The organism is Halomonas sp. (assembly GCF_014859505.1).
In the GTDB taxonomy this organism is placed as follows: domain Bacteria; phylum Pseudomonadota; class Gammaproteobacteria; order Pseudomonadales; family Halomonadaceae; genus Halomonas.
Map to the genome: position 1 here is coordinate 1 of NZ_JACUUD010000200.1, position 3,768 is coordinate 3,768.

At 69.9% G+C, this 3,768-nt stretch carries 4 protein-coding genes; all 4 read right to left on the bottom strand.

Annotated elements, in window-relative coordinates:
* A partial coding sequence (locus tag IBX53_RS15275; protein WP_290910972.1) for a TraC family protein occupies positions 1-1,390 on the bottom strand: 1,390 nt, incomplete at its 3' end.
* Positions 1,390-1,806, bottom strand: a complete 417-nt coding sequence (locus IBX53_RS15280) for a TIGR03751 family conjugal transfer lipoprotein (protein ID WP_290910975.1) — start codon at positions 1,804-1,806, stop codon at positions 1,390-1,392. The genes IBX53_RS15280 and IBX53_RS15275, both read right to left, overlap by 1 nt.
* Positions 1,807-1,867: 61 nt before the next feature.
* Positions 1,868-3,307, bottom strand: coding sequence for a TIGR03752 family integrating conjugative element protein (locus tag IBX53_RS15285; RefSeq protein ID WP_367171622.1), 1,440 nt, complete (start codon positions 3,305-3,307; stop codon positions 1,868-1,870).
* Positions 3,308-3,309: 2 nt separating this feature from the next.
* Positions 3,310-3,768, bottom strand: a 459-nt coding sequence (locus tag IBX53_RS15290) for a TIGR03749 family integrating conjugative element protein (RefSeq protein WP_290910980.1), incomplete at its 5' end; no start/stop codon positions are given.

The following is a 3,768-nucleotide window of genomic DNA, read 5'->3' on the forward strand; positions in this document are numbered from 1 at the left end:
TGACCTGCAGCAGCTGTGTGGCCAGCTCCATGCTGCGCTGCTGAAGGTCCTGCTCGTCCTCACCCATCAGGAAGAAAGCCAGGGTGCTCTGGTAGAGCTTGTGGTTCTGGCCCAGGTAGCGGCGGGCGGTGTCGCAGTCCTCGCGCACCTGGCGGACCAACACGCTGTCGCCCACCGCCTTGCTGTGCAGGCGGTTGATATGGTCCTCCAGGGGCTCCTGAGGCGTCGCCACGATGGTCAGCACCGCCTCGGTGCCCTCGGGCAGCTTGTCCATCAGGGCGTTGCTGGCCTGGCCATCGGAGCGGCGCACCTCGCCGGTGAGGTGGCCCACCACCGGCGCCCGGCGCATCTCCTCCACCACCACGCAGCACTGGGGCAGCCCATCGAACCACCAGAGCCCCGTCTCCACATCGCCCCGGGGCGAGTTGAAGAGCATTCCCTCGGCCAGGTCGTAGTTCCAGGCCACGTCAGAAGCGTCCTCGGGGTAGTCGCAGAGGGCGTAGAAGCGCGCCGGGTCGTCGGGGGCCAGCCGCGGCCGCGGGTTGAAGCGCGGCAGCAGCCAGCGGTGAAAGGCGCGCCCGTCGTAGCGCTCCAGACGCAGTCCCGCGCCGTGCAGCGCGGCGGCCAGCCGGTCGTAGACCTGATTGGCGGCCTGCTCGGGGGAGAGCCCCCGCTGACGCTCCCCCGCCTGGCGCTTCTTGCCGAGCCAGCGGTAGAGCACCAGGCGCGTGCGACGGGTCTGGCCCCGCCAGCGGGTCTGGGTCACCCCGTCATCCTGGAACAGCCCGCCCGGCTTGGAGATCGCCTTGAGGTTGGCGCCCATGCTCGCCAGCCAGTCCTGGGTGAACTCGGTCTCCCGGGCCCGGGGTCGCACATAGTCGCGCATGCGCTCCAGGTCGGGGCGGGCGTCGACCTCATCCTTGACGAAGAGCTGCACCACCCAGGGGTGCTGCTCATACTCCGGCAGGCTGTCCTGAAAGGCGGCCTCGATCTGGTCGCGAATCGCCTCCAGGGACTCCGGGGCGCGGCCCTCGGTGGCAATGGGGAAGACCTCGGCCACCACCCCCACCGAGACGCCGTCTTCCAGCAGAAAGCAGCCCGACTCGGGCAGGTACTCCACCCAGGGCAGGTAGTTGCTGAACGAGGGCGCCCGGCGGAAATGCGCGCGCAGCTCGGCCACCGAAGGCGCCTTGCCCCGGGGCAGAGCCAGTGGCCGGCCGTGAACGTCGCTGTTAAGCGCAGCCAGCGCCTGCGGCTCGGCCGCTGGCGTCTCGTCCTGCTCGGCCTCATCCCGATCTGAAAGCACGGCTTCCTGCGTCTGGCCCGGACCGCTGCCGCCGGCCGGGGCGCTGCCAAACAGCCGGTTCATCAGGTCGTCAAACTTGGACATCAGTGCGCCTTCCTCTCGTTACCCCGGCTCTCAAGCGTTGCGCTCGGGCGAGCGCTCTCCCCGGGCATGGCGTACTGGGTGCGCTGGTAGAGGGGAAACACCGTCGAATAGCCGGGGACCGGCACCTGCTCGGACCCGGCCAGATGGGGGAAGACGTACATCACCAGGTCCGGGTTGGGCAGGCGACGAAACTGGCTGTAGATCTCATTGCTGGCGTCGCGGCTGTAGCGCAGCTGCTCGCTGACCAGATCCGGGCTCTCCAGGGGCCGGCGCAGCTCGCTGCGCACGTCCAGCAGGCGGCGCTCGCCGGTGCTGTGGCCGGCCTGGTGCTGCCAGATCTCCATCATGGTGGTATCGCCCACCGGCATCAGCTCCTCCTGGGAGGTGGCACAGCCCGCCACCAGCAGGGTGGTCATCAGCGCTGCCAGCTGCCTGGCGGCGCTTTTTGTAGCACTTCTCGCAGCACTATTTGTGGCACTACGGCAGGTCGAGGACATCCGAGCCCGTGCGGTCATATCGCACCCTCCTTCCTTGTGTCTCGTAGTCGATGGGCAGCTCACGCTCGATATGGATGGCCACCGGCTGGCCGGGCGGCACGTACACGGCATCGAAGGTCTGGCCGAAGCGCTCCTGCACCCACTGGCGCACGTCGGAGACGCCGCCGGCCAGGGCCTGGCTGGCCGCATAGCGGCCGGAGCTGCCGGTCAGGCCGCTGACCACGCCGCCGCTGTCCACGCTGGTGGTGACCTCGCCCATGGCGACGGCATTGGCGCTCTGCTCGGCGGCGCCGAGGATGAAGCTGGTCAGCAGGAACTGCTGGGCATTGGTCTTGCGCTCCCCGGGGATGCAGGGCAGGCCCCGCGGGTCGGAGAGCCAGCCGATGGTGGTGCGGCCGGAGCCGTCGCCGGAATTGACGTCCTCCGGGGCCGGCAGGGTGCGCACGGTGCCGTCCTCGAAGACGAAGGTCATCGAGTTGACCTGGCCGCGCACGCAGGAGAGCGTCCAGTCGCCGGTGGCGGTGCCGCTGACAATGGCGCTCTCCACCTCAGGCAGGGTGATGCCGTTGGCGGTGAGGTTCTCGCGGCCGATCACCACCTTGAACGGGTAGGCGTCGTTGACGGTGCCATCGATCGGCACCCGGCCCAGCAGCGCCGTCATGGCCACCGAGCCCATCAGGGTGGAGTTCTCCGGCAGCGTATAGACAGGCTCTACGCTGGCTTCGTCGGGGCGTCCGCTCACCCGGCTCTCCACTGCACTGGAGCCGCGCCGAGCCGCTTCGCCCAGCTCACCGGCGGCCTCACCGAAGCGGGTCGGGAAGGTGGTCTCGCCGCGCCCACGCTCGTCCTCCTGGGCGTCCAGGGGCTCGACCCAGGTCAGCGCCTGCGCCGAGCCGGGGCCCGAGTAGGCCGTCCCATTGGGGCCGCCGCCGCCCTCCAGGCCCAGGCCGATGGGCAGGTCATCGTCGCGCTGCCCGTCCACCTGGCGGCGCAGCTGGTCCAGCTGACGCTGCAGGGTGCCCAGCATGGAGCTGTCCGGCTGGGACTGGTCGATCTCCTGACGCAGCCGTTCGCGCTCGCGGCGCAGCGCCTCGTCGATGGCGCCGTCGACGTCCTGGTTGCGGGTCATCAGCCGCTCGTTCTGGTCGCGCAGCGCCTGGGTTTCCGCCTGGGCCTGCTCCAGGTCGCGACGCATGGCCTGCACGTGGCCCACCAGGGTAGCCACGGTATCCCGCGGGGTATCCCCCTCGATGCCGAGCGCCTGCAGCTCGTCATCGCTCAGGGTCAGCGTCGGGTCTGCCTTCGCGGTCTCGGCATCCGTGCCGGGATCACCGCCACCGCTCAGGCCGCGCACCACGATCAGCATCACGATCACCAGCAGCGCCGGGACCAGCAGCTTCAGCAGGGTGTTGCTGCGCAGGGTCATGAGGCGCCCTCCTCGGCCTTATGCGTCTCCTCCAGCGGGATCAGCGCCCTGTCCAGACCGCCGCGCCGGGTGACCAGAAAGACCGTAGTGGTGTCCTTCACGGAGCCCCGCGGGGCCAGGTAGGGGTGCATGAAGGTCGCGGAGTAGAAGTCTCCCTGCAGCCAGCGCGGGTCGAGCTCGAAGGCGCGTCGCCGGTCGTTGTTCTCGAGCTTCACCGCAGTGACCGTCCAGCCATCGAGCCGCCAGGCGCCCAGGGGCGTGGCGGTCACCGGCAGCGACGGCAGCAGGGTGCTCAGCGACTCGGGCAGCCGCATGGGCACGCGAGAGACGCCGCGCAGGGGCTCGATGGTCCGCTGCGGCGCGTAAAGGGACTGGGCGGCATGCCGGGTCAGCAGCACGGGCACCGGCGTGCCGGCGTACTGCTCGTCGATGGCCATATCCAGGGTCACCACCCA

Bases quoted from the DNA above. Each gene is read 5' to 3' on its own strand.
- IBX53_RS15280 (WP_290910975.1), bottom strand. From the start codon at position 1,806: ATGACCACCCTGCTGGTGGCGGGCTGTGCCACCTCCCAGGAGGAGCTG.